Source organism: Micromonospora sp. NPDC005173 (assembly GCF_040608515.1).
In the GTDB taxonomy this organism is placed as follows: Bacteria; Actinomycetota; Actinomycetes; order Mycobacteriales; family Micromonosporaceae; genus Micromonospora.
Genome location: NZ_JBEXIK010000027.1, coordinates 61649 through 85833, shown reverse-complemented (window position 1 = coordinate 85833; position 24185 = coordinate 61649). Strand labels below are relative to the sequence as shown.

Genomic DNA, 24185 nt, shown 5'->3' with positions numbered 1-24185 from the left:
TCTGTGGGTGCACCCCGTTGCGGCGCGCCCACTCAGCAAGCTTCACGAGACCGACACTAACACTCACATATTCGCATGCCTGATCACAGAATCGGGAACTGCCAACAACCCCTCACCAGGGCAGTTCCCCGTACCCGCCGCCGGCGTCCATCTGGAAGCCCCACAGCAGCCCGCTCGGCCCGTCCGCCGGCAGCGTCGCCAGGTGCACGCTGACCTCGGCGCCCTGCTCCGGCGCCCGGAAGCCGCTGTTGCCGTTGAGGTCGGTGGCGCAGTAACCCGGGTTCGCCGCGTTCACCTTGATCGGGGTGTCCCGCAGCTCCTTGGCGTACATCGCGGTGATCATGTTCAGCGCCGCCTTCGACGACGGGTACGGCACCGAGGTCAAGCCGTAAAGCGCGCCCGCCGGGTCGGTCATCACCGTGATGGAGCCCACCTCGCTGGAGACGTTGACGATCCGGGCCGCCGGTGCCCGGCGCAGCAGCGGCAGCAGCGCGTTGGTCATCGCCACCACCCCGAAGACGTTCGTCTCGTACACCCGACGCAGCGTCGCCACGGTGGTGTCGCTGGGCAGCGCCCGCTGCCCGTCGCCGAGCACGATGCCGGCGTTGTTGACCAGCACGTCCAGCCGGCCGTACTCCGTCTCGACCAGCTTCGCCGCGGCCGCCACCGATTCGGCGTCGGTGACGTCCACGGGCACGAACCGGGCGTCCGCGCCGCCGTCGCGTAGCTCCCGCTCCGCTGCCCGACCCCGCTCGGCGTCCCGTGCGCCCACCAGCACGGTCATCCCGAGGCTGCCGAGCTGTCGGGCGGTGGCCAGGCCGATGCCCTTGTTGGCCCCGGTGATCAGGGCGATCATGTTCGTTGTCATGCCCTCGACACTGCCCGCCGGGTCCGGCCGGCGGCAGAGACCGGCTGAGGCTGGGACCAGGGGTACCACCCTCACCGCCGGTGGCTGAGGCAAGCTTGGGGACATGGACCGCAACTGCCTGCGACGTGACGAACTGGCGGCGTTCCTGCGCAGCCGCCGTGCCCGACTGCGTCCCGCCGAGGTCGGCCTCCCCGACGGGGTCCGGCGTCGCACGCCCGGCCTGCGCCGGCAGGAGGTCGCCCAGCTCGCCGGCATGTCGGTCGACTACTACATCCGCATCGAGCAGGGCCGTGGCCCGCACCCGTCCCGGCAGGTGCTGTCCGCGCTGGCCCGGGCGCTGCTGCTCAGCCGGGACGAGCGCGAGTACCTGTTCCGGGTGGCGGGGGAGAGCCCGCCACTGACGGCCGGGCCGAGCCGGGAGGTGACCCCCGGGCTGCGGCACCTGCTCGACGCGATGACCGAGACCCCGGCGTACCTGGTCGACGCGGCGTACCACGTGCTGGCCTGGAACCGGCTGGCCACGTACTTCGTGGGGGATCTGGCGACCGTGCCCACCACGGACCGCAACATGATCCGCTGGATGTTCCGCCGGCCCGCCGAGGACAGGTACTGGACCGACCCCGACCTGGTGCGGTTCGTCCGCGCCTCGGTCGCCGACCTGCGCGCCGCCTACGGCCGCTACCCCGGCGACCGGGCGGTCCAGCAGTTGGTCACCGAGCTGCTCGGCACCTCGCCCCGGTTCGCCCAGCTCTGGGCCGAGCATGACGTGGCCGAACGCCGGCCCGTCGTCAAGCGGGTGCCGCACCCCGAGCTGGGTCCGTTGGAGTTCGAGTGCCGGGTACTGCACGTGCAGGAGACCGACCAGCGGATGATCGTCTACGTCCCCGAGCCCGGCTCGCCCACCCAGGCGGTGTTCCGCCGGCTCGCCGAGAGCGTCGCTTCCTGACCCGACCGGCAGCCGACCAGCCCGTCCCCGTGGGCGGATCGCCGGTAGAACACGCTGTGCCGCTCGCGGCTGCGCACCACCAGGCCGGAGCGCAGCAGCACCCCCAGGTGGTAGGAGACGGTGGCCGGGGCCAGCCGGTGCCGCTCGCTGAGCTGCCCGGTGGAGCGGGGCACGTCCAGGTCCGCCAGGATCGCCGCTCGGCTCGCGCCGACCAGGTCATCGAGCCGGCCCGCCCGGCGCTGCTCCGCCCGCCCCACGCCGAGCGGGTAGACCAGCACCGCGTTGCCCTCGTCGCACAGCTGGGTGGACACCTGCGGCCAGGCCAGCGCCGACGGCGCGAGCACCAGCTCCGCGCCGGTCAGCGCGGTGGTGATCCGGTACGAGCTGTCGATGGTCAGCGACCTGCCGGTCCAGCCGACCTTCGGGTGCAGATTGTTCAGCATGCTGCCCACCCCGGCGGTCGCCATCGCGGTGGCTCGGACGGCCAGTTCGGCCTCCAGCATGGCCCGCACCGCCGGCCACTGCTCGGCGAGCGCGGCAAGCCAGAAGTGCCGCAGCCCGTCGGTGACCCGCCGGGCGAGGGTGCCGTCCTCGACCGCCGCGCGGACCCGCGCCGGCATCCCGTCCGCCGGGTATCGGGCGTTCACCTGGATTGTCACCTCGTCGTCCGGGGTCGCCGCCATGGCCGCCAACTGTCGGTCGAAGACCGCGTCGAGCGGGCCCAGGGGCGGCTTCGGCGTGAGTAGGTCGGGCGTGTAGCCGAGCCGGCCGGGTGGCGTTACCAGCGCCGCGACCAGGGCCACGTCGGGGTGCCGCAGTGCGGCGCGGGCGGCCGGCCCGGGATCGCCGTGCACGGGATGCCCGAACCGGGAGAGCGCGGCCCGCATCCAGGACGTCACCTCCGAGGCCGGCGAGATCGCCAACCGGAGCCGGGCGAGGCTCGGGCCGTCCAGATGCGCGACCATCACAGCGCGGATCGTACAAGCGGTGGCGTCGATGCGCGGTCCGCATTCGAGCTGGTTCGAATCATTACCCGGCGGCGCGGCGGGCCGGGTTGGCTGCGACGGCAGAGCCACTCGTCCTGAGGAGAACCCGATGCTCCCACCTGCCTCCGCCCGTCCCGCCGGCCGGCTCGGCCGCACGATCGCCCTGGTCGGAATCACCGCCGGCCTGCTGGCCGCGGCTCCCGCCGCGGTGTCGGCCGCCACCCCCGGACCTCGCGACACCAATACCGGCGACGCGGCCGCCCGGGGCTGCGAGCGCTCCTTCGACCGGGCCGTCCGGGCGTACGTGGACACCACCGCCCGGCGCGACCTGGACGGCTTCGCCGCGCTGCTGCACCCCGACGTCACCTCCGTCTTCGCCTCCGACGGGGAAGTGCTCGACGGCAAGCGGGCCACCGTCGACTGGCTGCGCGGGTTCTTCGCCGACGACTCCTGGACCCAGTCGTTCAGCGTCGCGAAGCAGACCGTGGCGGGCTGCCGCACCGGCTTCGTGCTGTTCGACTCCGTCTACGCGGTGCCGGCCAGCGGCACCCGGGTGCCGCTGCTGATCGGAGTGAGCTACACCTACCAGCACGGCCGATGGCTGGTGCTGCAGAACCAGGATTCCGTCGGCCGGATCTGACCAGGGGGGTCGCCAACCGGGGGGAGGGGCGGGCGCGGCAGCATCGGCGCCCGCCCCACGGCGGCGTTCAGGCGATCTTCTCCAGGGCGGCCGTCGCGAGCGGGGCGATCTTCGCGATCAGGGCGGTGCCGGCCGCCAGGTCGCCGTCGCTCGCCGAGGCGTCCACCTCCATGACGAAGTTGCCGCGTACCAGGATGAGCGTGCACTGGTGCCGGGTCGCCTTGCCCTTCAGCCGCTCGCAGAAGGTGATCACGTCCGGGCCGTTCGGGACCGGCGGGGGCGAGGGCCGCACGATCGTCGAGGTACGCCCGTCGTTGGGCACCTCGTACTGCTTGCACGTCGCGAGGACGGACCGCAGCTCGTCGGCGAGCTTGCGGCCGGGGACCTTCAGGTAGCCAACCACGTACTGCCGGACCCACACGGTCTCGCCGTCCCAGCTCCGCTCGCGGTAGGCGGTGCGCTGACGGTCCGACGGCAGGCTGGCCTTACACAACGAGATCAGCTTCCACGCGTCGGTGTTCTCGTCGGTGTACTGCGCCGTCTCCGGGTGGAACTCCGCATTCAGGTCCAGCATCGCCCCCGTCACGCGGCTGCCTACCTCGGCGGTGGAGGTCGGCGCCGGGCGCGGCTTCGGCGGGGTCGGTGACGCCGACACCGCCGGCGCGGACCAGCGGGGGGCCTCGGCGGCCTGGCTCGGGGAGCAGGCAGCCGCCACGAGCAGGAGCAACGACAGCAGGGCCAGGATGGTACGGCGGAGCGACATCGCCGGGCGCGGTCCTTTCACGCGGAAAGGGGGCCCGGCCGGGCCCCCTTTCTGTGTGCGCCGTCGCCGGCCGACGTGTTACGCCGGCAGGTAGGCGAACGTGTCCGGGTGCGCGCCCTGCCGGCCGGTTTCGCCCTTGTCCAGCGTGGCGATCCGCTCCATCGCCGCGTCGTCCAGCTCGAAGTCGAAGATCCGGATGTTCTCCTCGATCCGCTTCGGGGTGACCGACTTCGGGAAGATGATGTCGCCGCGCTGCACGTGCCAGCGCAGCACCACCTGCGCCGGGGTCCGGCCGAGCTGCTCGGCGATGTCGACCACCGTCGGGTCGCCCAGCACCATGCCCTGCGCGATCGGCGACCACGCCTCGGTGAGGATGTTGTGCTTGCGGCCGTAGGCGCGAACCTCCTCGTTGCCGAAGTACGGGTGCGCCTCGATCTGGTTCACCGCCGGCACCACGTCCGCCTCGGCGGCCAGCCGCTGCAGGTGCGGCACCTGGAAGTTCGACACGCCGATCGAGCGGGCCCGGCCGTCGTGCTGGAACTCCTCCAGCACCTTCCAGGTGGAGACGAAGTCGCCGTCGTACAGCGTCGGCGGCGGCCAGTGGATCAGGAACAGGTCGATGTAGTCCATCTTCAGCGCCGCCAACGTCGAGTCGAACGCCCTGCGGGCGTCGTCCGGGCGGTGGAAGCCGTTGTTCAGCAGTGAATAAGGCGGGAACCCCGGCCGTTTACGGCCGGGAGGAATGCCGTCACGGACCTGGACGCTTCTGGTTCTCGACGTACTCCTCGACCACACTTAGTGGGGCACCGCCGCACGAGCCGGCGAAGTACGACGGCGACCACAGGTGACCGCCCCACAGATACCGACTGAGGTGAGACGAGAACTCCTGCCGCAGATACCGGGCCGAGACACCCTTGAGCGAGTTGACCAACTTCGACAGAGCCACGGCTGGCGGGTAGTGCACGAGCAGGTGGACGTGGTCGTCTTCGCCGTTGAACTCGCGCAGCTGCGCGCCGAAGTCTTCGCACACCTGGGCCATGACCTGCTGGCAGCGGGTGAGGATCGGATCGGTGAGGGCGCCGCGTCGGTACTTGGTGGTGAAGACCAAGTGCGCGTGAAGATTGTGGACGACGCTGCGACCCCTGCGCACGTCTGGGTCGGGAGTCCATCGAGGTGACATGGACCAAATGATACGATGGGCTGGTGAAGCTGGTCGTGCAGGTGAAGCTGCTGCCGACGTCGGAGCAGGCGTCCGCGCTGACGGCGACTCTGCGCGCCTGCAACGAGGCGGCGTCCGATGTGGCGCGGATGGCCCGCGACATCGACTGCTACCGCAACTACGACCTGCGCCGGCACGCATACCACGGCATCAGGACCGACTACCGGCTCGGGGCGCAGGCCGCGCAGCACGTCATCAAGAAGGTCGCCGACGCCTACACCACGCTGCACGCCAACATCACGGCCGGTAACTACGGCAAGCCAGGGTCGCAGCGCCGGCGGCGGGTCGAGGCGACGCCGGTCCGATTCCGGTGGGACGCCGCGCAGCCGTACGACGCCAGGATGCTGTCGTGGCAGTCCGACTCGCGCACCGTGTCGATCTGGACGATCGACGGACGGTGCAAGGGTGTCGCCTACACTGGTTCGCCCGAGCAGCTCAAGGCCGTGGCCGAGTTGCCGGTCGGGGAATCCGACCTCGTGCACCGCGACGGCACGTGGTTTCTGTGCGCCACTGTCGAGGTTGCCGAGGCTGATCCGGTCGACCCGCAGGGGTTCCTTGGCGTGGATCTCGGCGTGGTGAACATCGCCACCGACTCCGACGGGCGGGTATACGCCGGGGAGAAGCTGAGCCGCTACCGGCGGCGGCAGCTGCGACTGCGCGCCCGTCTGCAAGCCAAGGGCACCAAGTCCGCGCGGCGCCTGCTGGCCCGGCGCAAGCGCAAGGAAGCGCGGCATGCCACCGACACCAACCATGTGATCTCGAAAAGCATCGTGGCCGAGGCCGCACGCACCTCGCGCGGGGTCGCCGTCGAGCAGTTGACGGGGATCCGGCAGAGGGTACGGCTGCGCAAGCCCCAACGGGCCGCGGTGCATTCGTGGGCGTTCGCCCAGCTCGGCTCTTTCCTGACCTACAAGGCTCGCCGGGCCGGTGTCGCTCTTGTCCAGGTCGACCCGGCGTACACCTCGCAGACGTGTGCGCAGTGTGGTCACCGGGACAAGCGGAACCGGCCCGACCAGGCCACCTTCATCTGCCGGTCGTGCGGGGTCGTTGCCCACGCCGATCGGAATGCGGCCGTCAACATCGCCCAGCGCGGTGTGGACGGCTGGGGAGCAGTCAATCGCCCACACGCGGCACCTCGTTGCACCCAGCAGCGGGGTTGATCTGCAAGCCCGCCCATTCATGGGCGGGTAGTTGACCTTGCTGGTGATGTAGACCGCGCCCCGGTCGAGGCCGGACCTGCGCACGGCCTCGCCCACCTCGGCCTCGTTGCCGTACATCTCGGCGGTGTCGATGTGCCGGTAGCCCACCTCCAGCGCCGTGGCCACGGCGGCGACGGTGTCCTTCGGCTCGATCTGGAACACCCCGAAGCCGAGCTGCGGAATGGTGGTGCCGTCGTTCAGGCTGATGTCAGGAATCGTGCTGGCCACTGCGGCTCCTTCACGTCTTCGTCGGAGGCATCCAGGGCGCGGAGTCGCGTCCACGTCCGCCACCTTGTCATCCATACCCGAGCGGGAGGTCGATTCACCGTCCCTCCCGTGGTGACGAGCGCAGCGCCGGGTGCTGGCCGCTCACCCGGTCGTGTCGAACAGCACCGGCCAGGGTCGCGCCGCCGGCACCGACGGTGGGCCGGGCGGCGTGGGCTCGCCAGCCAGCACCTCGGCGGCGAGCTGCCCGAACATCGGCGCCGCCGGGTGCGCCGAGCGGTCCGGCCAGGCCGCCGAGGTGCGTTTCGGCAGCGGTGCGCCGGCGATCGGCCGCCAGGCGATCCGGGGCTCCCGACGGGCCACCGTCGCTGGCTCCACGGCCACCGCGCCACCGGCCAGCACCAGCCCGAAGAGGAACTCCGGGTTGCGCGCCGGCCGGACCCGGGCCGGCCGGTAGCCGTGCCGTCGGCACACCGCCAGCAGGTGGTCGTGCCAGCCGGGTGCGGTGGCCCGGGGCGCGGCCACCAGGTCGAGGCCGGCCAGCGCGGCGAGCGGCACCTCCCGGTCGCGGGCCAGCGGCGAGGTACGCGGCAACAGCACCCCCAGCGGTACGTCGACCGGGGTGCCGAAGCGCAGCCCGTCCGCCGCCACCGGGTGATGCACCAGCCCCACGTCCAGGTTCCGTTCGGTGAGCATCCGCACCTGCTCGCCGGTGGTCAGCTCGTGCAGCTCCACGTCCAGCCCCGGTGCCCGGGCGGTGAGTTCGTCCAGCAGCGCGCGCAGCGTCACGGCGGGCGTCTCCGGTGGCACCCCGGCCCGCAGGACACCCAGCTCACCTGCGCGGACCTGCCCCATCAGGTTGCGCAGCCGACCCTCACCGGCGAGCAGCTCCTCGGCCTCGCCGAGCAGCAGCTCACCGGCGGTGGTGAGCCGCACCTGGCGGCGGGACCGGTCGAACAGCTCGACGGTCAGCTCCCGTTCCAGTCGCTGGATCGACTGGCTCAGTGGCGGCTGGGCCATCCCGAGTTGCTCCGCGGCCCGCCCGAAGTGCAGCTCGTGGGCTACCACCACGAAGTGCCGCAAATGCCGGAGCAGGTCCACGGCCGGACCCTACGCCAGCGCCGGCATCGTGCTGCTGGATACCGTTCCGGGGTGAACGTGGGGGAGCGCATCGAGGTCATCTTCGCCAGTGCGGGCGTGACCGCCAGCCTGCACGCCGTCGACCTGGACGCCGTGGACCTGACCGCCGGGTACACCAGCGGTGCGGCCGGCAGCCGTGCAGAGGTCGGGGTGCGCGCCGACGAGCAGGTGGTGATCGCCTCGATCTTCAAGATCCTGCTGGTGCTGGAGTTCGCCCGGCAGGTCGTCGCCGGTCAACTGGACCCGACCGAACGGGTCCTGGTCACCGCCGCCGACCGGCTCGGCGGGTGGGGGCTGGCCGGCTGCGCCGACGACGCCGAGGTGTCACTGCGTGACCTGGCGTACTTCGCCATGTCGGTCACCGACAACACCGCCGCCGACCTGCTGCTGCGCCGGGTCGGCCCGGACCTGCTGCCGATGCTCGCCGCCGAGCTGGGGCTGACCCGCACCCGCGTCCTCGGCGGCCCCCGGGACATGGTCGAGGGGATGCTCGCCGACGTGGGCGCGCGGACCGAGGCGGAGTTCGCCCGGATCTTCCCCACCCTGCCGGACGACCGGGTCTGGGCCATGCGGGTCTTCGACCCGGCGCGCACCACGTCCAGCACCGCCCGGGAGATCACCCGGCTGCTCACCCTGATCTGGCGCGACGAGGCCGGGCCGCCAGAGGCCTGCGCGATGGTCCGCACCTGGATGGCCCGGCAGATCTTCTGGACCCGGCTGGCCGCCGGGTTCCCGCCCGGCGTGCGGGTGTCCGGCAAGACCGGCACCCTGCCCGGCCTGCACCTGGAGGCCGGCGTCGCCGAGTATCCGGACGGCGGCCGGTACGCCATCGCCGTCTTCGCCCGTGCCGACCGGCTGACCCCGCGCCGGATCGACGTGGACCTGGCGATGGGGCACGCCGCTCGGACAGCCGTCGAGGCGCTGCGCGGCGATTGATTTCTCGCTCGTCCGAGCCTCGCCACACCGTCCCTGAGCCGGCCCGATATGCGGGTGCGTATCGGTGCGGGTGGTGTTGGATCTTGGACCTGGGTCGAGTGGCGCTGATTGGCTCGTGGCGACCAACCGCCCGACCACGGGGAGTAGATCCTTCATGCCCAGTCTCGACCGCCGTCGCTTCCTCCGCGACGCCGCCGCCACCACCGCCCTCGTCTCCGCCGGCGGCCTCGCCGCCACCTCCGCTGCCCCGGCCCAGGCCGCGCCGCCGGTCGCCGACCCCGCGCCGACCAGCCGCCGCAGCGGCGCGGTCAGCTTCCGCTGGTGGGGTACGGCCGGCTGGCGCATCGACATCAGGGACCGGACGGTGCTGGTCGACCCGTTCCTCAGCCGGATCGACACCGGGCTGTTCACCGGCGCTTTCAAGCCGGCCACCGCGTTGACCGTGCGCACCGACGTGATCGACCCGCGGGTCGACCGGGCCACGACGGTGCTGGTCACGCACACCCACTGGGACCACTTCATGGACGTGCCGTACATCGCCGGCCGCACCGGCGCGCGGGTGTTCGGCACGCTGACCGCGTACCACCTGGGGTTGGCCTACGGGGTGCCGTCGACGCAGCTCAGCCCGGTGAAGGGCGGGGAGGTGCTGGACTTCGGCGATCACACCGTCGAAGTGGTCGGCTCGCTGCACAGCCGTAACCCCTCGTACTCGCTGGCCTTTCCGGGGGTGCGGGTGAGCCAGCCGGCGCGGCCGGCGACCATCGCCGACCTGCCGGAGGGGGACACGCTGGGCTACCTGCTGCGGGTCGACGGCGGCCCGTCGGTCTACTTCACCGGGGCCAGCGACGTCGCGGAGCGCAACCTCACCGGCCTGGCGCCGGACGTGGCCATGGTGGCACTGCAGAACGCCACCACCACGGGCGACTACCTGCCCCGGCTGCTGGCCGGTCTGGACTACCCGAAGGTCGTGGTGCCGGTGCACTGGGACAACTTCGAGACCGGGTTGCAGAACCCGCCGGTCGTCGCCCCGGCCGACCGCCAGCGGTTGGACGACATGATCGCCGCGGTGCGTCGGATCTCGCCGCGCAGCCGGGTGCTGGTACCCGAGTACGAGACCGCGTACCACTTCTGACCGACCCCGGGGGGCGGTCGCGGCGTGGCCGTCGCGACCCCCGCCGGGTCAGCCAGCGGCCAGGTCCGCGAGGGCGCGCACCGACTTCCAGTTCCGCGTGGTGCCCACCACGGCGAGCTTCTTCTCCAGGTACGCGTTGGTGAACTTCGACCGCCCGTAGCCACCGTCGGGGTAGTGCAGGAAAACCTCCCGACCGCTGACCGTGAACGCCACGTTCTCGCTGCCGGGGACGGTCAGCCCGCCCACCGCCGACTTCGTCGGCCCGCTGCGCAGGAAGGCCACCAGCAGCCTCGTCGGGTCGTCCTCCCGCTCGGCGTACGGGTTGCCGCCGGCCACCGCCGCCAGCTCCCGGGCGCTGCGCACCAGCACCGGCACGGTCAGCCCCAGCTCGTCGGCGAGCGCCCGCTCGATCCCACCGGCCAGCCGCTCGGCGTCGCGCACGCTGCTGCCGAACACCACGTTGCCGCTCTGCAGGTACGTCTTGACATCGTCGTGCCCGAGGTCGGTGACCAGCCGGCGCAAATCCGCCATCGCGAGCCGGGTGGTGCCGACGTTGACCCCGCGCAGCAGGGCGACGTAGCGGGTCATGGGGCTCCTCCTCGGATCCTGGGCGGACCCGCTCAGCGTAGGTCGACCGGCCCCGGCCCGCCCGGACCGACCAGGCCCGTCTCGTACGCGACGATGACGAGCTGCGCCCGGTCGCGTACCGCCAGCTTGGTCAGGAGCCGCCCGACGTGCGTCTTCACGGTGGCCAGGCTGAGGCTGAGGTGCGCGGCCAGCTCCGCGTTGGACAGGCCCCGGGCGACCAACGCGAGCACCTCCCGTTCCCGCTCGGTCACCCCGTCCAGCCGTCGCGGCAGCGGCCGGGCCGGCTCCGGCCGCCGGGCGAACTCGTCGATCAGCCGGCGGGTCACCGTCGGTGCGAGCAACCCCTCGCCGGCGGCGACCACCCGGATGCCGGCCAGCAGCTCCGCCGGCGGGGTGTCCTTGAGCAGGAAGCCACTGGCCCCGGCGCGCAGCGCACCGTAGACGTACTCGTCCAGGTCGAACGTGGTCAGGATGAGCACCCGGGTGCCCGCCGTCGCCGGATCGGCGCAGATCCGCCGGGTCGCCTCGATGCCGTCCATCTCCGGCATCCGCACGTCCATCAGCACCACGTCCGGCCGGTGCCGGCCGGCCAGCGCGATGGCCTCCACGCCGGTGCCCGCCTCGCCGACGGTGGTGCAGTCCGGGGTCAGGTCGACCAGCAACCGGAAACTGCCGCGCAGCAGCGCCTGGTCGTCGGCGATCAGCACCCGGATCACGCGGCCACCCGGTAGGGCAGGCGCGCCGTCACCGCGAAACCCCCGCCGGCGCGCGGCCCGGCGCGGAAGTCCCCGCCGTGCAACGCCACCCGCTCCCGCATGCCGGTCAGCCCGTGCCCGTCCCCGGCGGGCAGGACCGGGCGCCGGCCGTCGTCGGTCACCTCCACCCGCACCTCGCCGGGTGTCACGGTCACCGTCGCCCGACAGGCCGCCGGCGCGGCGTGCTTCACGACGTTGGTCACCGCCTCCTGCACGATCCGGTACACCGCGAGGCCCACCGACTCCGGCACCGCGCCGTCCGGTTCCTCGCGCCGGACGTCGAGCCGGACGTCGACGCCGCCGATCGCCGCCTGCTCGGCCAGCCCCGGCAGCTCGTCCAGCCCGGGCGTCGGCGCGTACGGCGTGCCCTCGCGCAGTACGCCGAGCACCCTGCGGATGTCGGTCAGCGCGTTGCGGCCGGTCTCTTCGATCACCCGCAACGCGGCCCCCGCCTCGCGCGGGTCGGCCTCGGCGACGTGGTTGGCGACGGCCGCCTTCACCACGATGAGGCTCATCGTGTGCGCCACCACGTCGTGCAGCTCCCGGGCCACCCGCAGCCGCTCCTCGGTAGCGGCCTGACGGATCAGGTGCTCACCCTGCCGGGCGGCGAGGGCGCGTCGCTCCCGAATCAACCACCCGATCAGCCAGGCGGGCGCGATCATGACGATGCCGTAACCGACCGCGCCGCCCCCGGACCAGAGGTCGCCCGCGGTCGTCGCCAAGCCGAGGCTGATCACGGTGAGACAGCCGGCGGCGCAGACCACCGACCGGCGCGGGGGCATCGACACGGCCACCGTGTAGAAGGACAGCCCGATGGCGACCGCCGGCGCGGCGGCGGCGAAGTTGGGGATGAGCCCGGTGATCAGCGCGACGGCGGCGGCGCAGCTGATCGTGACGGCCACCGCGACCGGCCACCGTCGGCGCACGGCCAGCGGCAGCCCGATGGTCAGCCCGACCAGCACGGACACCCAGGCCGGTTCGCGTACGCCCCCGTGCAGGGGTGACTCCAGCGCCGCGTACGCGCAGAGCATCCCGCCGACCACCACGGCCAGCACGGCGTCCACGGTGTACAGATCCACCGGCCGCAGCCGCCGGGTCAGCAGGAGAGCGGTCACCCGTCAGACGGTATCGGCCGGCCGTGGCCCGCGCGTCCACCCGCAGGACGTCATCCTCGGGGACGACGCCCGGCCTCGTCACAGGCCCCGGCTCCACCTCCGGGAGGGCCGGAAAGTGCCGGCCCCGGTCCGACGCGCGGCACCAGGTGGGACGGGCACCGTGACGGTCATGACCACAGACACGGTGACCCTGACGGGGCTGCGCGCGGTGTACGGCACCGGGACTCGGCGGGTGACGGCGCTCGACGGCGTGACGACCAGCTTCGCCAGCGGCACGTTCACGGCGGTGATGGGCCCCTCCGGCTCGGGGAAGTCCACCCTCCTGCACTGCGCGGCGGGGCTGGACCACCCGGCCGAGGGGACCGTCACGATCGACGGCACCCGCCTGAACGACCTGAGCGAGGACGAGCTGACCCGACTGCGGCGCGACCGGATCGGCTTCGTGTTCCAGGCGTTCAATCTACTGTCCACGCTGACCGCGGCGCAGAACGTCGAGTTGCCGTTGCGCCTGGCCGGTCGCCGCCCGCCGGCCCGGGACGTCGCCGCCGCGCTGGACGCGGTGGGACTGGCCGATCGGGCCGGGCACCGGCCGAGCGAGCTCTCCGGCGGCGAGCAGCAACGCGTCGCCGTGGCTCGGGCGTTGATCACCCGTCCGGCGGTGGTCTTCGCCGACGAACCGACCGGCGCGCTGGACAGCGCCGCGTCCCGGCAGGTCCTCCGGCTGCTGCGGGCGCTCGTCAACGAGCATGGGCAGACGGTCGTGATGGTGACCCACGACCCCAGCGCCGCCGCGTACGCCGACCGGGTTCTCCTGCTCGCCGACGGCCGCCTCGCCGACGAACTGACCGGTGGGATCACCGCCGCGGTCGTCGCCGCACGGATCGCCGAGCGGGAGACGGATCCGGTGGGCACGTCCCGACGGGCGGCGGACCCGGCCGTGGAGCTGTCGTGCTGAGCGTCCGGCGGTCGGCCGGCGCGTTCGTGGCCGTCGCGATTGGGGTCGCGCTGGTCACGGCGGCCACCCTGCTGCTCGCCTCCGGGCGACCACAGGTGCCGGACCGGCTGGCGCAGGCGGCGGTCGTCGTGCAGAGCCCCGAGGCGGGTACGGCGGCCGACTCGTTCGCGCCGACCCGGCCCTGGTCCGCCACCAGGGCGGCGGAACTCGTCGGCAGACTGGCCGGCCTGCCTGGCGTCGCGGCGGCGGTGCCGGACCGGACCTTCTACGCCCAGCCGCTCGTCGACGGCCGCCCCCCGGCGACCGACGGCCAGCGGGAGGACGCCCACCAGGGGCACGGCTGGTCCAGCGCCCGGCTGGGTGGACTGCGCCTCACGGCCGGCGAGCCGCCTCGGAGGCCCGGCGAGGTGGTCGTCGACCGCGCGCTCGGGCTTCGCTCCGGCGCGGCGGTCACCCTGCTGACCGCGGCGGGTCCGGAGGCGTACACCGTCACCGGTCTGGTCGACGCGCCCGGCGTCCACGTCGCGGACGAGGTGGCCGCCGCGCTCGCACCCGGGGTCCGGGCCATTGGGCTGGTGCTCGCGCCGGACGTCGATCCCGAGCAACTCGCCGTGGCGGCTCGCGGTGTCGTCGGCGGCGACGGACGGGTGCTCACCGGCGACCGGCGCGGCGCGCTGGAGCCACGCGGCGACGCCCGGACCCGCTGGATCGGGATGCAGGTGCTCACCGCCACGGCGGCCCTCGCCGGCTTCGTCACGGTCTTCGTGGCCGCCTCCACCTTCGCGTTCACCGTCGCGCAGCGCCGCCGCGAACTGGGCCTGCTGCGCGCCGTCGGCGCCACCCCGCGCCAGGTCCGCCGCATGGTGTACGCCGAGGCGCTCGCAGTCGGTGCCTCGGCCGGGCTCGTCGGCCTGCTGGTCGGCGCGGCGCTCGCCCCGGCGTTGGGACGACTGCTGGTCGATGTCGGCTTCGAGCCAGCGACCTTCCGGGTCCGGTACGAACACTGGCCGGTCGCGGTCTCGCTCACCGCCGGCCCAGTGATCGCGCTGCTGGCCGTCTGGTCGGCGTCCCGGCGAGCGGCGCGGGTTCGCCCGTTGGAGGCGTTGCGCGAGGCGGCGGTGGAGCAGCGACCGATCGGTCGGCTGCGCGTCGCCGCCGGCGCGCTTCTCCTCGCGGCCGGGGCTGCCCTCAGCCTCGCGACCGCCACCTCCGACGACGCCCACGACGGTGCCACGTACGCCCTGTACGCGGTGATGGCCCTGGTCACCGGCGCCACCGTGCTCGCCCCAGCGGTCGTCGGGCCGACGGTGCGGCTGCTGCGTTCTCCGGTGCGTCGGCGCGGCGGCGCGATCGGGCTGCTCGTCCGGGCCGGGGCGCTGACCGCGACCAGACGGACCGCGTCGACCGCCGCGCCGGTGCTGCTCACGGTCGCCTTCGCGGTGCTGGTGTCCGGGATGGTGCTCACCACGACCGCCGCGTACACGGCGGGCCGGGCGGACAACGTGAACGCCGGCTGGGTCGTCGTGCCCGACCGCGCACCCGGCCTGTCGGACCGGGCCGTCGCCTCGACGGGCGGCACCGCCCTCCTGCCCACCACGGTCTTCAGCACCGACCCCGGCGCAGGGGTCGGGGACCTGCCACTGAACGCGCTCGGCGTGGACCCGGCGGGCTTCGCCGCGGCGAACCGGGTGCTCACCGTCGTCGCCGGCTCGCTCGATGACCTGCGCGGCGACGACACGGTGGTGCTCACCGCCTCGGCGGCGCCGGCGGTCGGGCTGCCGCCGGAGCCCTACCCGGTGGTCTTCGCCGACGGGGAACGGGTGTCGCTGAGCGTCGTCGCCGTGGTCACCGACGACTCGATCCCCGGCGACCTGCTCCTGCCCCGGGCCGTGGTGCGGGCGCACGACCCGTCGGCGCTGACCTCCGCGGTGTACGTCCGGGACCGGATCGATCCTCCGGTCGGGGCGCGGATCGTCGACGTCCCCGGCTGGGCGGCGGAGGCGGACCGCGCCGAGGACCGCCTCGTCTGGCTGTTCACGCTGCTGCTGATCGGGGTGTCGGCCGGCTATGGGGCAATCGCGGTGGCCAACACGGTGCTGCTGGCCGCCGCCGGCCGGGCCGCGGATCTGCGGCTGATCCGGTTGGCCGGGGCGACCCGGCGGCAGGTCCTCTGGCTGGTCACCGCCGAATCCGCCCTGGTGGTGCTGATCGGCGCGGTGCTCGGCGGGGCTGTCGCGTTCGCCGGCCTGCTGAGCATCCGCGCCGGCCTCGCCGAACAGGTCGGCGCCCCGGTCGGCCTGGTCGTGCCGTGGCCGGTGATCGGCGGGGTGGTGGGGTTCTGCCTGCTGCTCGCGGTGGTGGCGAGCGTGCTGCCGACGTGGCGGCTGCTGCGCCACCGTCCCGCCCGATCGCCGGTTGGCGTCATCGCCGGATGACCCGCGTTCCGGCCCGGCCGCCTTCCGAGGGGGCGGTCGGGCCGCTACCGTCCACGGATGCGATCCGCGCGCCCGGTCGGGCTGCTCCTGTCCGCCGCCGCCGTCGTGCTCCGGGCGATCGGCATGACGGTGCTGCAACCGCTGACCGAACCGTTCGGCCCGTGGTCGGAGCGGTTGCCGGGTAACAACGCCTACTGGGCGCGGGATCTGCGGTTCGCGGCGATCGTCGCGGTGGCACTCGGGCTGGTGCTGGCTGGCCGGGGGCGCCTGCGCTGGAGCGGCCCGGCGGTGCTGCTCGGTGGTCTCTGGGTCGCCGCCGACGTGGCGATCGACCGGGCTGACCCGAGCGGCGACGGGGCGACCGTACTGATCGCCGCCGGTGGTTGCGCGGTCGTCGGCGCGCTGGCGGCGGTCCTGCTGTGGCGGGAGCGAGGCGCGCCGCCGGCCGGTCCGGACCGGCCGGCGTTGATCGCCGCATCCTGCGTGGCCGGGGTGCTGACGCTGGTGGCCGCCGGCATGGAGTCGCCGACTGACCGCGAGCCGGAGCTGAACCAGGCGGCGGTGGCCACGGCGGCGCTGCTGGTCGCCCTGACCATCGGCGCCGCCCTGGCTGCGGCTCCGGCTCCGGCTCGCGCCCGGTTCTGGCTGGCGGCGGCTCTCGGCGTCGCGGCGGCGTTCGGTGTCGGGCTGATCCGTGCCGTCCCGCCCGGCCCGCGGCTCCTGGTGGAGCTCGCACTCGGGGCGGTGCTGCTCACCGGCGTCACGCTGCTGGCCTGGGACTGGCCGGGCGGTCGACCGGCCTGGCGACGTCACGCGCTGGCTGGCCTCGCCGCGCTGGTGGGCCCGGTGCCGATGCTGGTGGTCGCGGCCATCGCCATGATGGTGCTGCTGCCGATCGGCGCGACGTTCACGGCGCTGGCGGGCAACAGCCCGATCAACGCCGCCGACTCCGACGTGCTGCTCTCGCTGGCCGGGCTGCTCTCCGGGCTCGGGATGGCGCTGCTGCTTGCCCTACCGACCCTGGTCGACCGTCGCTGACTCACTCCACCACCGGCAGCACGACCTCGTTGCGGCGCAGGAACCACGGCTTCCACGGCGAGTCGAAGCGGGCGTACCGGATGGCGCCGGTGGGTTGCAGCCGGGCCGCGGTGACCGCCCGGCCGAGCGCGGTGGCCCGCTGCCCGAACGCCTGCTCCGTCCACCGCCCGGAGAAACGCATCGCCGCCGCGAGCTGCGCCGGGATCTCGCGGATCCGCACTCGGGGGTCCACCGGCTCGGGCAGGGTGGCGGCGGTGGAGTTGGCCGGCATGACGAACTGAACCAGGTACGCGCCCGGCCGCTCGCCCTCCTCCTGGACCACCGGCACGGTCATCGGGATCTTCTCCGTGCCGGTGGCCTCCGGCACCGGTGTCGTCAGCCCGGCCGGGTGCCGCGCCCGGTTGGCGCCGCCGAGGTACGCGGCCAGCGGCCGGAACGCCTCCAGCGGTGCCCGGGTGAACGACGCCTCGACCTGCATCTCGGCCACCAGGTGGGCCGGGTACCGGCGCAGCTCGAAGCCGGGGTGTCGGGCCACCACCCGGTACGGCTGCCGCTCGGTCATCGCGCGCTCCCAGTGATCTCCTGGGAGAGACGCTACCGCCCTTCCGGCCCGCGCTCGGCAGAAGTCGTCTCCTGCTGCCCGGGCGTGACGGCGCGTCCGTTCAGCCGCCAGTACTGTCGCTTCTCCTCGTCGCGCAGGACCACCCCGAGCCGGCCCAACTCCCGGCGCAGTTCTCGGGCGTCGTCGCGGCGATCCTTCCGGACCGCTCGGTCGCGTGCCTGCAGCAGGGCGTCCGCTCCGGTGGGCAGACCGGGCAGTTCGGGCACCCACAGCCGGTACGCCGACCGGTGCGGATCGCCGTCCGCCCACCCCCATCCGTGCGTCCGGAACGCCGCCGTCAGCCGGTCGGCCGGCAGGTCCGTCGACTCCCGGGCCAGTTCGGCGCCGTCGGAGTCGAGCAGCACCAGGCGCCCGTCGTCGACGAAGACCACCCGGGTCTCGGCCCGCCCGACGGTCCGGTCCTTGCCGGCGCGGCGCAGCCGGACCTGCGCCGCGTCGACGGTGACGACGAGTCGTTCGGCGGTGCCGTTCCCGGCGACGACCAGGCCGGCCAGCGCACCCACCGCGGCCGTGCCGGCGATGGCCTGTGCGTCGGGCAGCCGGTCCAGCAGCCCGAAGAGCCACTGCACGGGTGCCCAGGGCAGCCCGGCGACCCAGCCCGCCGCCAGCGCGAGCAGGCCGCCGGCGGCGGCACCGAGCAGCGGGAAGCCGCCCCACATGACCACCAGCTCCAGTGGGCCGCCGCTGACCACGGTGCGCGGACGGTTGCCGGCGACATCCATGGTCAGGACACCTCCCGGCGGAGCGTCCGGACCAGGCCGGCGGCCAGCGGAAGGACCATCCAGACCAGCAGGGACACCGCCATCCGCCCCCACTGTTCGCCGGTGATGGTGTCGCTGCTGAACAACGGTTCCATGGTCCGGCTGGTGTCCAGCCAACTGGCCGGGCCGCGCAGGGGCCGGACCACCTCGCCGAGCACTCCCCAGAGGGTGGGCAGCAGCAGGTAGCCGACGATGGCCAGCGGCGGGTTGAGCAGCAGCAGACCGAAGGCGGCACCCATCAGTACGCCGGTGACCTGGAGGATCACCGCGTTCAGGATCAGCGCCCCGTCGATCCGCCAGCTGCCCGCGCCGCCGGTGGCCGACGCCACCAGCGTCCCGGCGGCGGCGATGGCCAGGCTGGCCAGCACCGAGGCGAGTGCGGCCAGCACCACCGCGATCAGCTTCGCGGCCACCACCCGCTCCCGGCGGGGTACCAGGGCGTACGTGGTGAGGGCGGTGCGCTGGGACCACTCGCTGGTGATCGACAGGATGCCGAGCACCGGCAGCAGCACCCCGATCGGCAGCAGCGAGGGCGTGAAGAAGTTGACGAAGGTCTGTTCGGTGTCCTTGGCGTAGATCAGCTGGAGGGTGACGATCGCGGCGGCGACCAGGCCTATGGTGATCAGCAGCCAGCGGCCGGCTCGGGTGTCGGCGAGCTTGCGCAGCTCCACGGCGGTGAGCCGGAGCAGCGACGGGCGGTGTACCGGATTGTGCTGCCGGGGCGCGACGGCGTCGGCGGTGGGCGCGGTGGTGGTGGTCATCGGACGGCCTCCTTGGTGGATTCGCCGGCGGTCAGGGTGAGGAAGAGCTGTTCCAGGCCACCGCCGGTGGCGGGGCGCAGCTCGGCCAGCGCGACACCGGCGTCCGCGGCGGCCTGGCCGACCACCTCGGCGTCGGCCTGCACGAGCAGCCCGTCGGAGCCGTCTGCGGCGGTGAGGCCGGCCGTGTCCAGCGCCCGGCGCAGTGCTGCGCCGTCGCGGGCCCGGACCAGCGTGCCGCCGCCGGCGAGCAGCTCGTTCTTGTTGCCCTGGGCCACGATCCGGCCGCCCCCGATAACCACCAGCCGGTCCGCGATCGCCTCCACCTCGCGCAGCAGGTGGGAGGAGAGCAGCACGGTGCCGCCCCGGTCGGCGAAGTCGCGCAGCAGGCCGCGCATCCAGAAGATCCCCTCCGGGTCCAGGCCGTTCGCCGGCTCGTCGAGGATGAGCACCCGGGGGTCACCGAGCAGCGCGTGCGCCAGCCCGAGCCGCTGGCGCATGCCCAGCGAGTACGCCTTCACCCGCCGCTTGGCGGCCACCGTGTTCAACCCGACCAGGTCGAGCTTCGCGGCGACCTCGCGCCGGTCCAACCCCATGGTGTACGCGGACAGCGTCAACGCCTCGCGGCCGGTGCGACCGGCGTGCTGGGCGGAGGCGTCCAGCAGCACCCCGACCTCCCGCCCCGGGTTGGGCAGCTCCCGGTACGGCCGACCGGAGACGGTGGCTCGGCCGGCCGTCGGTGCGGTGAGCCCGCAGATCATCCGCATGGTGGTGGACTTGCCGGCGCCGTTCGGGCCGAGGAAGCCGGTGACCGTGCCCGGCTCGCACTGGAACGACACGTCGTCCACGGCCGGGTGCGGCCCGTATCGCTTGGTCAGGTTCTCGACGGTGATCATGTCGTCGAGCCTGCCCGCGCCGCCCGGCCATCCGCTGCGGCCACCGGTCGGCGCCGCACCGACCTTGGTCGACCGACCGGTCTCGACTTTGGTAGCTGGTCGTGGTGCCGGTCGGCTGCCTAGCATGGCCTCGTGACCAGCCTCGCCGTGCCGGAACACCCCTGGCTGCTGCCCGGGGCGCTGGCCGGCGCGGCCAGCCCGGACGCGGCCACCCGGCGACCGCGCCGCACCACCCGGGACTGGGCGGTGGACACCCTGGCGTTCCTGCTCTCCCTGGTCTGGGTGCTCTTCGCCACGGCGGACGCCCTGTCGCCCGACCCGGCGATGACGACCGCGCTCCCGCACGACTGGATGGCCGGCGTGGACGCGCTGCTCGGGCTGACCTGCTGCGGGCTGCTCTGGCTGCGTCGGCGGTGGCCGCTCGGGCTGGTGGTGGCCACCACACCGCTGACGCTGTTCTCGATGGCCGCGGCCATCCCGCTGTTGATCCTCTACTTCACCGTGGTGGTGCACCGGCGGACTGCCGTCGCGGTGGCGGTGACCGGCGCCGGACTGGTCACCAACATGGTCTTCAGTTTGCTGCGCCCGGACCCGAACATGCCGTACTGGGCCACCGCGTCGTGGGGCGTGGTGCTCAGTTTCGTCGTGCTGTCCTGGGGGATGTTCGTGCGGGCCCGGCGGCAGTTGATCGTGTCGCTGCGGGACCGGGCCGAGCGGGCCGAGGCCGAGCAGCAGCTCCGGGTGGCCCAGGCCCGCCATCTCGAACGCACCCGGATCGCCCGGGAGATGCACGACGTGCTGGCTCACCGGATCTCGCTGCTCAGCCTGCACGCCGGCGCTCTGGAGTTCCGCCCGGACGCGCCGCCCGACGAGGTGGCCCGGGCGGCCGGGGTGATCCGGGGCAGCGCGCACGCCGCCCTGCAGGACCTGCGGGAGGTCATCGGGGTGCTGCGGGCGGAGGGCGACGGCGACGCCCCGGAGCCTCCGCAGCCCACCCTCGGCGACCTGCCGGCGCTGATCGACGAGTCGCGCACGGCCGGTGTGCGGGTCAACGTCAGTGACAGCGTCGTCGCGCCGGGGGACGTGCCGGCGGCGCTGGGCCGGGCCGCGTACCGGATCGTGCAGGAGGGGCTGACCAACGCCCGCAAGCACGCGGCCGGCGCGGCGGTCACCGTGGACCTGGCTGGCGGGCCGGGCACCGGCCTGACCGTGGCGATCGGCAACCGGTGGCCGGTGGGCGCCCCGGCCGGGGGAGAGGTGCCGGGCGCTGGCACCGGCCTGGTCGGCATCACCGAGCGGGTCACGCTGGCCGGCGGCCGGCTGGCGTACGGGCGGGACGACGCGGGCGACTTCCGGCTGGCGGCCTGGCTGCCGTGGCCGGCGTGACCGGGCCGCCCGGCCAGGCCGGGTCAGCTACCGGCACCTCGCCGGTGCGGGTGTTGATCGTGGACGACGACGCGCTGGTCCGGGCCGGGCTCTCGATGATCCTCGGCGGCCTGCCGGACCTGATCGTGGTCGGCGAGGCGGCCGACGGCGGCGAGGTGCCGGCGGCGGTGGCCGCGTACGCCCCGGACGTGGTGCTGATGGACATCCGGATGCCCCGGGTGGACGGGCTGACCGCCACCGAGGCGCTGCGCGCCCAGCCGCAACCGCCGGAGGTGCTGGTGCTGACCACCTTCGACGCCGACGAGCAGGTGCTGCGGGCGCTGCGCGCCGGGGCGGCCGGCTTCCTGCTCAAGGACACCCCGCCGGCGGAGATCGTGCACGCGGTACGCCGGGTGGCGGCCGGCGAGGCGACGCTCTCCCCGACGGTGACCCGGACGCTGATCGCCCATGTGACCGCCGCCGCCCCGGGCCCGGCCGGCCCCGACCCGCGCCGGGAGCGGGCACTGCGGTTGCTCACCGGGCTCAGCGAGCGGGAGCGGCAGGTGGCCGTCGCGCTGGGCCGGGGCCGCACCAACGCGGAGATCGCGGGGGAGCTGTTCATGAGCGTGGCGACGGTGAAGGCGTACGTCTCCCGGCTGCTGACCCGCCTCGACCTCAACAACCGGGTCCAGGTGGCCCTGCTGGTGCACGACGCCGGCCTGGTCTGAGCGAAGGCTGCGCCGATCCGAGCGATCGAACCCTATTGACACGGATGAGGTTACACTCATTGTTGAGTGTTCCATCGGTGGATGTATCAGGGGTGATCGCGTGGACGGCTTCGTGGGACGGGATTATGAGCTGTCGCTGCTGAACGGCATGCTGTCCCGGGTTGAACGCGGTGGTCGGGCTGGTCGGCCCGGTCGTGCCCTCCTCATGCGCGGTCGCCGACGTGTCGGCAAGTCCCGACTGGTGGAGGAGTTCGTCGAACGGGCAGAGGTGCCGTACCTCTTCTTCACCGCCTCGGCGCAACCGACTGTCGCCGCCGATCTCGCGCTCTTCGTGGAGGCGGCGGCCGCCTCGACGCTGCCGGGTGCCCAGATGCTGCGTGAGCAGCAACCACGGACCTGGGACGCTGCGCTCACCCTGCTCGCTGCCGCGCTGCCGACCGATCGGCCGAGTGTCGTCGTCCTGGACGAGATGCCGTACCTCATCGCGAGCGACCCGGGTTTCGAGGGGACGTTGCAGAAGGTCTTCGATCGTGAGCTGTCCCGGCGGCCGGTCCTGCTGGTCTGTGTCGGGTCGGATCTCGCGATGATGGAGGCGTTGAACGACTATGGCCGGCCATTCCACCAGCGGGCCACCGAGATGGTCATCCCGCCGTTGAGTCCGGCCGACGTCCGCGAGATGCTCAACCTGCCCGCCGCCGACGCGTTCGACGCCTACCTGGTGTCGGGCGGTCTGCCGTTGATCCTCGATGAGTGGCCGACGGGCGCATCGGTAAACGAGTATCTGGCCGAGGCGGTACGAGATCCCACCTCTGCCCTGCTGGTCAGCGGCGAGCGGGCGCTGGCGGCCGAGTTCCCGCCCCAGTCCCAGGCGGGTCTGGTGCTGCGGGCCATCGGCTCCGGCGAGCGAACCTTCTCGCTGATCTCCCGCGCGGCGGGGGATCTTCCGCAGGCGTCACTGACGCGGGCCCTGCGCCTGCTGACCGAGAAGCGCACGGTGGAGGTCAGCGTTCCGCTGTCGACGAAGCCGTCCCGGGAGACCCGGTACACGGTGGCCGATCCGTACCTGCGTTTCTGGCTGTCGTTCCTGGGGCCTCATCTTTCGGAGATCGAGCGAGGCCGGGGCGACCTGACCCTGAACAGGATCGTCACGTCGTGGGCGTCCTGGCGGGGGCGGGTGATCGAACCTGTTGTCCGGGAGGCGCTGCGCCGGCTGCCGAACGACTATCTGCCGGCGGAGGCGGCGGTGATCGGTGGCTATTGGACCAGGACCAACGACCCTGAGATCGATGTGGTCGGCACCGATCGTGGGCCGGTCGCCAGTCGCATCTGCTTCGTCGGCTCGATCAAGTGGCAGGAGAAGCGGCCGTTCGACGCACATGACCTGGGCCGACTACTCCTGCACCGGTCCCTGCTGCCCGGGGCCGACGAGACTGTGCCGGCCCTGGCCGTGTCGCGCAGCGGCGCGGCCGTCGACGGGGTGCGCGTGTTGTCCCCGGACGATCTCCTTACCGGGTACCGGAATTGAACCTTTGTCCGATGCCGGCCGTACCACTGCCCGAGGATGTCGGTGCGGTGGGTCCGCCGTACCGCTGCCGAACTGCGGGAGGCCTGCCGTGCGAGTTGGTGAGCAGTCGACGGATCCCATCGATCAGGTACTGGGTGAGGTGCCCATGCCGGCGCCGCTGACCCCCGAGGATGTCCGGCTCGCGGTCCGGGCGGTGGTGGTGCACACCGCCGAGGAGTGGCCGACCGGGCCGCTGTGCCGCAACGACGGCGCCTCCTACCCGTGTCGCCTGCACCGCTGGGGGCGACGGGTGCTGGAGACGCACGGGCTCAACGAACGCCAGATCGAAGCGTTGATCCGGCACGGCAACCCGTTCGTGCACGTGCCCTTCCCGTTCACCGCGAACGGGCCGGCGCCCGCGCGTCCCGCTGGCTACCCGGCCCAGGCGCCGCGTACCGGCGGGCTGCCGGCGCGGCACCAGGCCGCGCGGGTCGTCCCACCCGGGGTACGGCCCACCGCTCCCGGCCGGCCGGTGACTCCCCCCGTCACCGCGCCGCGCTGGCCCCGGGCGAGCTGAGCGGCACTACCCCTCCGCCGCCCGGCCCGGGGCG

General features: G+C 73.4%; 25 protein-coding genes and 1 pseudogene. 12 read left to right on the top strand and 14 right to left on the bottom strand.

Translation table 11 applies throughout. From position 1 onward, the window contains the following. Positions 1–112 precede the first annotated feature (112 nt). A complete protein-coding gene (locus tag ABZV00_RS25600; RefSeq protein WP_355610295.1) occupies positions 113–868 on the bottom strand; it encodes an SDR family oxidoreductase in 756 nt (251 codons plus the stop codon). A 103-nt stretch (positions 869–971) separates the two neighbouring features. Between ABZV00_RS25600 and ABZV00_RS25595 the strand changes: the two genes are divergently transcribed. Continuing rightward, positions 972–1814, top strand: a complete 843-nt coding sequence (locus ABZV00_RS25595; RefSeq protein ID WP_355610293.1) for a helix-turn-helix transcriptional regulator — start codon at positions 972–974, stop codon at positions 1812–1814. On the opposite strand, the gene ABZV00_RS25590 is transcribed toward ABZV00_RS25595, so the two are convergent. Beyond that, positions 1745–2779, bottom strand: coding sequence for a winged helix-turn-helix domain-containing protein (locus ABZV00_RS25590; protein ID WP_355610297.1), 1035 nt, complete (start codon positions 2777–2779; stop codon positions 1745–1747). The two genes, ABZV00_RS25595 and ABZV00_RS25590, sit on opposite strands and share 70 nt — an antisense overlap. 130 nt (positions 2780–2909) lie before the next feature. Here ABZV00_RS25590 and ABZV00_RS25585 point away from each other — a divergent pair, with 130 nt between their 5' ends. Then, positions 2910–3440, top strand: coding sequence for a nuclear transport factor 2 family protein (locus ABZV00_RS25585; protein ID WP_355610291.1), 531 nt, complete (start codon positions 2910–2912; stop codon positions 3438–3440). A 67-nt stretch (positions 3441–3507) separates the two neighbouring features. Here the strand turns inward: ABZV00_RS25585 and ABZV00_RS25580 are convergent, their stop codons facing one another. The 3 genes from ABZV00_RS25580 to tnpA all read right to left on the bottom strand — a co-directional run bounded on the left by ABZV00_RS25580 (position 3508) and on the right by tnpA (position 5383). Then, entirely contained in the window at positions 3508–4203 is a 696-nt protein-coding gene (locus ABZV00_RS25580; RefSeq protein WP_355610289.1) for a hypothetical protein, read from the bottom strand. Positions 4204–4281: 78 nt separating this feature from the next. Continuing rightward, positions 4282–4998, bottom strand: coding sequence for an aldo/keto reductase (locus ABZV00_RS25575; protein ID WP_355610287.1), 717 nt, complete (start codon positions 4996–4998; stop codon positions 4282–4284). Continuing rightward, on the bottom strand, positions 4952–5383 hold the full coding sequence (gene tnpA, locus ABZV00_RS25570; protein WP_355610285.1) for an IS200/IS605 family transposase: 432 nt from the start codon (positions 5381–5383) through the stop codon (positions 4952–4954). The genes ABZV00_RS25575 and tnpA overlap by 47 nt, the downstream gene beginning before the upstream one ends. Positions 5384–5406: 23 nt before the next feature. Here tnpA and ABZV00_RS25565 point away from each other — a divergent pair, with 23 nt between their 5' ends. Then, positions 5407–6582 (top strand): transposase, encoded by a 1176-nt coding sequence (locus tag ABZV00_RS25565; RefSeq protein ID WP_355610283.1) that lies wholly within the window; start codon positions 5407–5409, stop codon positions 6580–6582. A 33-nt stretch (positions 6583–6615) separates the two neighbouring features. Here ABZV00_RS25565 and ABZV00_RS25560 read toward each other — a convergent pair. Then, a pseudogene (locus tag ABZV00_RS25560) lies at positions 6616–6924 on the bottom strand (aldo/keto reductase); the annotation flags it as partial. 66 nt (positions 6925–6990) lie between these two features. Beyond that, positions 6991–7947: a LysR family transcriptional regulator gene (locus tag ABZV00_RS25555; protein WP_355610281.1), complete on the bottom strand. Its 957-nt coding sequence runs from the start codon at positions 7945–7947 to the stop codon at positions 6991–6993. A 51-nt stretch (positions 7948–7998) separates the two neighbouring features. Between ABZV00_RS25555 and ABZV00_RS25550 the strand changes: the two genes are divergently transcribed. Together ABZV00_RS25550 and ABZV00_RS25545 are read left to right on the top strand one after the other, a co-directional pair. Further along, positions 7999–8922 (top strand): serine hydrolase, encoded by a 924-nt coding sequence (locus tag ABZV00_RS25550; RefSeq protein ID WP_355610279.1) that lies wholly within the window; start codon positions 7999–8001, stop codon positions 8920–8922. A 154-nt stretch (positions 8923–9076) separates the two neighbouring features. Next, the gene (locus ABZV00_RS25545; protein WP_355610277.1) at positions 9077–10054 is read left to right on the top strand and encodes an MBL fold metallo-hydrolase; all 978 of its coding nucleotides are present in this window, start codon (positions 9077–9079) and stop codon (positions 10052–10054) included. A 48-nt stretch (positions 10055–10102) separates the two neighbouring features. On the opposite strand, the gene ABZV00_RS25540 is transcribed toward ABZV00_RS25545, so the two are convergent. From ABZV00_RS25540 to ABZV00_RS25530, 3 genes are read right to left on the bottom strand one after another with little or no spacing between them, the layout of a single operon-like run. Next, entirely contained in the window at positions 10103–10642 is a 540-nt protein-coding gene (locus ABZV00_RS25540) for a DUF1697 domain-containing protein (RefSeq protein ID WP_355610275.1), read from the bottom strand. Between the two features lie 32 nt (positions 10643–10674). Further along, entirely contained in the window at positions 10675–11358 is a 684-nt protein-coding gene (locus ABZV00_RS25535) for a response regulator transcription factor (RefSeq protein WP_355610273.1), read from the bottom strand. Then, positions 11355–12512 (bottom strand): sensor histidine kinase, encoded by a 1158-nt coding sequence (locus ABZV00_RS25530; RefSeq protein WP_355610271.1) that lies wholly within the window; start codon positions 12510–12512, stop codon positions 11355–11357. The genes ABZV00_RS25535 and ABZV00_RS25530 overlap by 4 nt, the downstream gene beginning before the upstream one ends. Before the next feature lie 169 nt (positions 12513–12681). Between ABZV00_RS25530 and ABZV00_RS25525 the strand changes: the two genes are divergently transcribed. The 3 genes from ABZV00_RS25525 to ABZV00_RS25515 are packed head-to-tail and all read left to right on the top strand — an operon-like array spanning position 12682 to position 16940. Continuing rightward, positions 12682–13467: an ABC transporter ATP-binding protein gene (locus ABZV00_RS25525; protein ID WP_355610269.1), complete on the top strand. Its 786-nt coding sequence runs from the start codon at positions 12682–12684 to the stop codon at positions 13465–13467. Next, complete coding sequence (locus tag ABZV00_RS25520) at positions 13461–15902, top strand: ABC transporter permease (RefSeq protein WP_355610267.1); 2442 nt, start codon at positions 13461–13463, stop codon at positions 15900–15902. Before ABZV00_RS25525 ends, ABZV00_RS25520 begins: the two co-directional genes overlap by 7 nt. Before the next feature lie 57 nt (positions 15903–15959). Then, complete coding sequence (locus ABZV00_RS25515) at positions 15960–16940, top strand: hypothetical protein (RefSeq protein ID WP_355610265.1); 981 nt, start codon at positions 15960–15962, stop codon at positions 16938–16940. A gap of 1 nt (position 16941) precedes the next feature. On the opposite strand, the gene ABZV00_RS25510 is transcribed toward ABZV00_RS25515, so the two are convergent. From ABZV00_RS25510 to ABZV00_RS25495, 4 genes are read right to left on the bottom strand one after another with little or no spacing between them, the layout of a single operon-like run. Beyond that, the gene (locus tag ABZV00_RS25510) at positions 16942–17502 is read right to left on the bottom strand and encodes a heme-binding protein (protein WP_355610263.1); all 561 of its coding nucleotides are present in this window, start codon (positions 17500–17502) and stop codon (positions 16942–16944) included. A 32-nt stretch (positions 17503–17534) separates the two neighbouring features. Further along, the gene (locus ABZV00_RS25505) at positions 17535–18284 is read right to left on the bottom strand and encodes a hypothetical protein (protein ID WP_355610261.1); all 750 of its coding nucleotides are present in this window, start codon (positions 18282–18284) and stop codon (positions 17535–17537) included. A 2-nt stretch (positions 18285–18286) separates the two neighbouring features. Beyond that, a complete protein-coding gene (locus ABZV00_RS25500) occupies positions 18287–19084 on the bottom strand; it encodes an ABC transporter permease (protein ID WP_355610259.1) in 798 nt (265 codons plus the stop codon). Then, the gene (locus tag ABZV00_RS25495; protein ID WP_355610257.1) at positions 19081–19977 is read right to left on the bottom strand and encodes an ATP-binding cassette domain-containing protein; all 897 of its coding nucleotides are present in this window, start codon (positions 19975–19977) and stop codon (positions 19081–19083) included. Before ABZV00_RS25495 ends, ABZV00_RS25500 begins: the two co-directional genes overlap by 4 nt. A gap of 132 nt (positions 19978–20109) precedes the next feature. Here ABZV00_RS25495 and ABZV00_RS25490 point away from each other — a divergent pair, with 132 nt between their 5' ends. The 4 genes from ABZV00_RS25490 to ABZV00_RS25475 all read left to right on the top strand — a co-directional run bounded on the left by ABZV00_RS25490 (position 20110) and on the right by ABZV00_RS25475 (position 24151). Then, entirely contained in the window at positions 20110–21363 is a 1254-nt protein-coding gene (locus ABZV00_RS25490) for a histidine kinase (protein ID WP_355610255.1), read from the top strand. Beyond that, on the top strand, positions 21351–22070 hold the full coding sequence (locus ABZV00_RS25485; RefSeq protein WP_355610253.1) for a response regulator transcription factor: 720 nt from the start codon (positions 21351–21353) through the stop codon (positions 22068–22070). The genes ABZV00_RS25490 and ABZV00_RS25485 overlap by 13 nt, the downstream gene beginning before the upstream one ends. A gap of 100 nt (positions 22071–22170) precedes the next feature. Further along, a complete protein-coding gene (locus tag ABZV00_RS25480) occupies positions 22171–23595 on the top strand; it encodes a DUF234 domain-containing protein (protein WP_355610252.1) in 1425 nt (474 codons plus the stop codon). An 88-nt stretch (positions 23596–23683) separates the two neighbouring features. Next, on the top strand, positions 23684–24151 hold the full coding sequence (locus ABZV00_RS25475) for a hypothetical protein (protein WP_355610250.1): 468 nt from the start codon (positions 23684–23686) through the stop codon (positions 24149–24151). The last annotated feature ends 34 nt before the right edge of the window (positions 24152–24185 follow it).